The organism is Curvibacter delicatus NBRC 14919, from assembly GCF_001592265.1.
Lineage (GTDB): Bacteria > Pseudomonadota > Gammaproteobacteria > Burkholderiales > Burkholderiaceae_C > Hylemonella > Hylemonella delicata.
On record NZ_BCWP01000038.1, the window covers coordinates 23,768 to 30,096 of the forward strand.

General features: G+C 62.7%; 5 protein-coding genes and 1 tRNA gene. 3 read left to right on the top strand and 3 right to left on the bottom strand.

The annotated features are described in order from the left end of the window. Positions 1-28: 28 nt before the first annotated feature. A complete protein-coding gene (gene fabI / locus CDE01S_RS15095; RefSeq protein WP_066709382.1) occupies positions 29-826 on the top strand; it encodes an enoyl-ACP reductase FabI in 798 nt (265 codons plus the stop codon). Between the two features lie 105 nt (positions 827-931). Here fabI and CDE01S_RS15100 read toward each other — a convergent pair whose 3' ends face one another. Beyond that, positions 932-3,196 (bottom strand): arginine/lysine/ornithine decarboxylase, encoded by a 2,265-nt coding sequence (locus CDE01S_RS15100; protein ID WP_066709385.1) that lies wholly within the window; start codon positions 3,194-3,196, stop codon positions 932-934. Between the two features lie 131 nt (positions 3,197-3,327). Here CDE01S_RS15100 and CDE01S_RS15105 point away from each other — a divergent pair, with 131 nt between their 5' ends. Next, positions 3,328-3,756, top strand: a complete 429-nt coding sequence (locus CDE01S_RS15105) for an NfeD family protein (protein WP_066709387.1) — start codon at positions 3,328-3,330, stop codon at positions 3,754-3,756. A 23-nt stretch (positions 3,757-3,779) separates the two neighbouring features. Then, positions 3,780-4,691 carry an SPFH domain-containing protein gene (locus tag CDE01S_RS15110; protein WP_066709390.1) on the top strand — a complete coding sequence of 304 codons (912 nt, stop codon included), beginning with the start codon at positions 3,780-3,782 and terminating at the stop codon, positions 4,689-4,691. 184 nt (positions 4,692-4,875) lie between these two features. Here the strand turns inward: CDE01S_RS15110 and CDE01S_RS15115 are convergent. Beyond that, positions 4,876-4,965: transfer RNA gene (locus CDE01S_RS15115), tRNA-Ser, on the bottom strand. A gap of 110 nt (positions 4,966-5,075) precedes the next feature. Further along, entirely contained in the window at positions 5,076-6,272 is a 1,197-nt protein-coding gene (locus tag CDE01S_RS15120; RefSeq protein WP_066709393.1) for a branched-chain amino acid ABC transporter substrate-binding protein, read from the bottom strand. Between the last annotated feature and the right edge of the window lie 57 nt (positions 6,273-6,329).

Here is a 6,329-nt window from a genome sequence, read left to right on the forward strand (position 1 = left end):
TTGCATTCCTTTCCAACCTGAGAAAAATATGGGCTTCCTGACTGGCAAGAAATTTTTGATCACCGGCTTGTTGAGCAACCGCTCGATTGCCTACGGCATTGCCCAGGCATGCCACCGCGAAGGTGCCGAACTGGCCTTCAGCTACGTGGGCGAGCGCTTCAAGGACCGCATCACCGAGTTCGCCGCCGAATTCGACTCCAAGCTGATTTTTGACTGCGACGTCAGCGACGATGCGCAGATCGAGAACATGTTCAAGGACCTGGCGGCACACTGGCCCACCTACGACGGCTTCGTGCACAGCATCGGCTTCGCGCCGCGCGAGGCAATCACCGGCAACTTCCTGGATGGCCTGTCACGCGAGAACTACCGCATTGCGCATGACATCAGCGCCTACAGCTTCCCGGCCATGGCCAAGGCGGCCCTGCCCTACCTGAACGACAAGTCGGCCCTGCTGACCCTGAGCTACCTGGGTGCCGTGCGGGCGATCCCGAACTACAACACCATGGGCCTGGCCAAAGCCAGCCTGGAAGCTTCGGTGCGTTACCTGGCCGAAGCCGTGGGCCACCTGCCTGATGGCCGCAGCATCCGCGTCAACGGCCTGAGCGCCGGCCCGATCAAGACCCTGGCCGCCAGCGGCATCAAGGACTTCGGCAAGCTGCTCAGCATCGCGGCCAACGGCTCGCCGCTGCGCCGCAACGTCACCATCGAGGACGTCGGCAACGTGGCCGCTTTCCTGCTGAGCGACCTGGCCGCCGGCGTGACGGCCGAGATCAGCTATGTGGACGGTGGTTTCAGCCATAACGCCGTGGCCGTGGTCGAGGCCTGATCACAATAAAACGGGCTTTTGGCCCGCCATGGCTGCGCCGAAAGCTATGAATTAGATAGCAAAACACCCCGCAATGCGGGGCGTTTTCATTGGGCCGGCAGATCCTCAGGCCTTGACGCAGTCGGCGTAGTAATGCTTCTTGCCGTCGTCGCCCACCACTTCCACCAGACCGTGGATGTCAGTCTCGAAACCCGGGCACTGGGCGTTGAACTCGCGCGAGAACTTGAGGTAGTCGACGATCTTCCTGTTGAACACCTCACCCGGGATCAGCAGCGGAATGCCGGGCGGGTACGGCGTCACCAGACCGACGGTGACACGGCCTTCCAGCTGGTCAATCTCGACACGCTCGGTCTTGCGTTGGGCAATGTGGGCATAGGCGTCGCTCGGTTTCATGGCCGGCTTCAGGTCGCTCAGGTACATCTCGGTCGTCAGGCGCGCGATGTCGTACTTGGCGTACAGCGTGTGGATGTGCTGGCACAGGTCCTGCAGGCCCATGCGCTCGTAGCGCGCGTGCTTCTGGCAGAACTCCGGCATGATGCGCCACATCGGCTGGTTCTTGTCGTAATCGTCCTTGAACTGCTGCAGCGCGGTCAGCAGCGTGTTCCAGCGGCCCTTGGTGATGCCGATGGTGAACATGATGAAGAAGCTGTACAGGCCGGTCTTCTCCACCACCACGCCGTGCTCGGCCAGGTATTTGGTGACGATGGACGCCGGGATGCCGGTCTTGTCGAACTTGCCGTCCATGTTCAGGCCGGGCGTGACAACCGTGGACTTGATCGGGTCCAGCATGTTGAAGCCGTCGGCCAACTGGCCAAAACCGTGCCACTTGCTGCCGTTCTTGGCGCTGCGGATGATCCATTCCTCGGCGCGGCCAACGCCTTCGGCCACCAGCTTGTCCGGTCCCCAGACCTTGAACCACCAGTCCTTGCCATACTCGGCGTCCACCTTGCGCATGGCGCGGCGGAAATTGAGCGACTCGGCAATGCTCTCCTCCACCAACGCCGTGCCGCCGGGCGGCTCCATCATGGCAGCGGCCACGTCGCAGCTGGCGATGATGCTGTACTGCGGGCTGGTGCTGGTGTGCATCAGGTAGGCCTCGTTGAAGAGGTGGTGGTCCAGCTTGGTGTTCTGCGAGTCCTGAACCAGCACATGGCTGGCCTGGCTGATGCCGGCCAGCAGCTTGTGGATGGACTGGGTGGCGTAGACCACCGAGTTCTTCGGCCGCGCCCGCTTCTTGCCCATGGCGTGGTAGGCGCCGTAGAAGGGGTGGAAGGCGGCGTGCGGCAGCCAGGCCTCGTCAAAGTGCAGGTTGTCGACGTAACCGTCGAGCATGCCCTTGATGGTCTCGGTGTTGTAGAGCACGCCGTCGTAGGTCGACTGCGTCAGCGTCAGGATGCGCGGCTTGACCTTCTTCGCATCGACCCCCTTGAGCAAGGGGTTGGCCTTGATCTTGGCCTGGATGGCCGCCGGTTCGAACTCGTCCTTCGGAATCGGACCGATGATGCCGAAATGGTTGCGCGTCGGCTTGAGGAAGACCGGAATCGCCCCGGTCATGATGATGGCGTGCAGGATGGACTTGTGGCAGTTGCGGTCCACCACCACCACGTCGCCCGGCGCCACCGTGTGGTGCCACACCATCTTGTTGGAGGTGCTGGTGCCGTTGGTCACGAAGTAGCAATGGTCGGCATTGAAGATGCGCGCGGCATTGCGCTCGCTCTCGCCAATGGCGCCGTTGTGGTCGAGCAGCTGACCGAGCTCCTCCACCGCGTTGCAGACGTCGGCGCGCAGCATGTTCTCACCGTAGAACTGGTGGTACATCTGGCCCACCGGGCTCTTCAGGAAGGCCACGCCACCCGAGTGGCCCGGGCAGTGCCAGGAGTAGGAGCCGTCTTCGGCGTAATCCAGCAGTGCCTTGAAGAACGGCGGTTGCAGGCCTTCCAGGTAACTCTTGGCTTCACGGATGATGTGGCGCGCCACGAACTCGGGCGTATCCTCGAACATGTGGATGAAACCGTGCAGCTCGCGCAGGATGTCGTTGGGCAGGTGGTGGCTGGTCTTGGTCTCGCCGTAGATGTAGAGTGGCACATCGGCGTTCTTGAAGCGCACTTCCTCGATGAAGGTGCGCAGGTTCAGCACGGCGGGGTCGAGGTCGGGCCCAGGCGTGAATTCCTCGTCGTCGATCGACAGGATGAAGGCACTGGCCCGGCTCTGCTGCTGCGCGAACTGGCTCAGATCGCCATAGCTGGTGACCCCCAGCACTTCGAAACCTTCGGCCTCGATGGCCTGCGCCAGTGCGCGAATGCCCAGACCCGAGGTGTTTTCGGAGCGGAAGTCTTCGTCGATGATGACGATGGGGAAGCGAAATTTCATGAAAACACTCCAGCCGGGCGCGAAAAAAAGAAAAACAGGCGCGAAGTGTACGGACTTATTGCCGCCCCGCCCCGGCTACGCCGGTCTTTTGCCGCAAAATGTGGCAATTGCAACACATCACTAGGAGCGCCATGGCTGAATCGACCGTCTGGTGGCTGGTCACCGGCTGCGTGGTGGCCGCTGAGCTGGTCACCGGCACCTTCTACCTGCTGATGCTGGCCATCGGCTTGGCCGCTGCCGCACTGGCCGCCCATGCCGGGCTGGCGCTGACGGCGCAGATCGGCGTGGCCGCCGTGGTTGGCGGCGGGGCCGTGGTGGCCTGGCACCTGCTGCGGCCTCAGTCCTCCACCTTGCGCGCAGAAGCCAACCGCGACGTCAACCTCGACATCGGCGAAACCGTGCATGTCGACGCCTGGCATCCTGACGGCACGACCACCGTGAAATACCGCGGCGCCCAATGGGCGGCCGTGCATGGTGCCGGCACCCTGCCCTCCACCGGCGCGCACCGCATCGTCGAGGTGCGCGGCAGCCAGCTCGTCATCGAGAAGTTTGAACCCTGACCGGACACCCGGAGAAAGTCACCATGGAAATCGCCATCCTCCTGCTCATCATTGCGGTCCTCTTCATCAGCCGCTCGGTCAAGGTCGTGCCACAGCAGAACGCCTGGGTGGTGGAGCGCCTTGGCAAGTACCACGCCGCGCTCACGCCGGGCCTGAACTTCCTGGTGCCCTTCATCGACAAGGTGGCCTACAAGCACAGCCTGAAGGAAATCCCGCTCGACGTCCCAAGCCAGGTCTGCATCACGCGCGACAACACGCAGCTGCAGGTGGACGGCATCCTCTATTTCCAGGTCACCGACCCGATGCGTGCCAGCTACGGCTCGTCCAACTACATCGTGGCCGTGACCCAGCTGGCGCAGACCTCGCTGCGCAGCGTGATCGGCAAACTCGAGCTCGACAAGACCTTCGAGGAACGCGACATCATCAACGCCCAGGTGGTCCAGGCCATCGACGAGGCCGCGCTCAACTGGGGCGTCAAGGTGCTGCGCTACGAAATCAAGGACCTGACGCCCCCGAAGGAAATCCTGCATGCCATGCAGGCGCAGATCACGGCCGAGCGCGAAAAGCGCGCCCTGATTGCGGCCTCCGAGGGACGGCGCCAGGAGCAGATCAACATCGCCACCGGTGAACGCGAAGCCTTCATTGCCCGCTCCGAAGGCGAAAAACAGGCCGCCATCAACCAGGCGCAGGGCGAAGCCGAGTCCATCAAGGCCGTGGCCCTGGCCAATGCCGAGGCCATTGAGCGCGTGGCGGCGGCCATCCGACAGCCGGGCGGTGAGCAGGCGGTGCAGCTCAAGGTGGCCGAAAAAGCCGTGGAGGCCTATGGCAAGGTGGCCGCCGATTCGACCACCACACTGATCGTGCCGGGCAATATGAGTGAAGTCTCGGCGCTGATCGGTTCGGCCATGGCCCTGGTGAAACAGGGCAAGGCCTGAGCGAGCAAGCACGGGCGGGATTGCTCGAAATTCGTCTGGCGCGAATTTCTCGGGGCTGCGCCCCGGCGCCATGCGCATTCAGAAACAGTGCCCGGACTGTTTCTGAGCGAACCCGGGCGCGGTTTCTCACCGGCCCTCTCCGCCAAAAGAAAAGGCCCACGCACTGCGTGGGCCTTTGCATTTTTGGCGGAGAGGGCGGGATTCGAACCCGCGGTGAGTTTTACCCCACGCACGCTTTCCAGGCGTGTGACTTAAACCGCTCATCCACCTCTCCGGAAGCCCGCTATTCTAACCGAGTCGGCATGACTTTCCGACAAGTCGTGAAGAAAGTGCAAAAAAGAAGGGCCGCTACGGCCCTTCTTTGCTGTGAGCCACGTAAGGGCTTCAGCGGATCACGGCCAACTGGGTACGCTCACCGCCCTTGTAGGTGTACAGGGTCAGGGCGCCATTCTTGATGTCGCCCTTCTCGTCAAAGCTGATCGGTCCGGTCACGCCCTTGTAGTCGGTTGTGGCGGCCAGCACCGGCAGGTACTTGGCGGGGTCGGACGAATTGGCCTTGACCATGGCGGCCACCAGCACCTTGGTGGCGTCATAGACGTAAGGCGCATAGAGTTTGACGTCGGCGTTGAACTTGGCCTTGAAGTCGGCGCGGAACTTGTCCATGCCAACCTTGGCCTCGCCCTCAACGCCGCCGGCCTCGGCGCAGAACACCTGCTCCTCACCGATCGCATCACCGGCCAGCTTGGGCATTTCGGCCGTGCAGGCACCGTCGCCGCCCATGAACTTGGCCTTGATGCCCAGCGACTTCATCTGCTTGAGCATCGGGCCGGCCACGGCGTCCATGCCACCGAAGAACACCACATCGGGTTTCTTGCCCTTGATGCTGGTCAGGATGGCATTGAAATCGGTCGCCTTGTCGGTGGTGAACTCCTTGGCGACGATCTTGGCACCTGCAGCCTCGGCGGCCTTGCTGAACTCATCGGCCACCCCCTGGCCATAAGCGGTACGGTCGTCGATCACGGCCACGTTCTTCACCTTGAGGGTTTCGACGGCGTACTTGCCGAGCGTGCTGCCCAGGTGCACGTCATCGGCCACCACGCGGAAAGTGGTCTTGAAGCCCTGGCGGGTGTATTTCGGGTTGGTGGCGGAGGGTGAAATCTGCGGAATGCCGGCATCGCTGTAGACCTTGGAGGCCGGAATGGTGGTGCCCGAATTCAGGTGGCCGATCACGCCCGCCACCTTGGCATCCGCCAGCTTTTGCGCCACGGCGGTGCCCTGCTTGGGATCGGCCGCATCGTCCTCGGCCAGCAGTTCCAGCTTGACCTTCTTGCCATCGATCGTGACACCGGCGGCATTGAGCTCCTCGATCGCCATGCGCGCGCCGTATTCGTTGTCCTTGCCAAGATGGGCAATCGCGCCGCTCATGGGCGCCACGTGGCCGATCTTGACCACCGGCTCGGAGGCAACTGCCGGCGCCGGGGTCGCAGCAGGAGCAGCGGCCTCCTCTTTCTGGCCGCAGGCGGTCAACAAGGCAGCCGTGGCGACCAATGTCAGAGCCGAAGTAAGGTGCTTGACGTGCATGAACTTCTCCAAATAATTTGAACGGAAATCAGGAAACGGGACCAAGCGCGACATTAA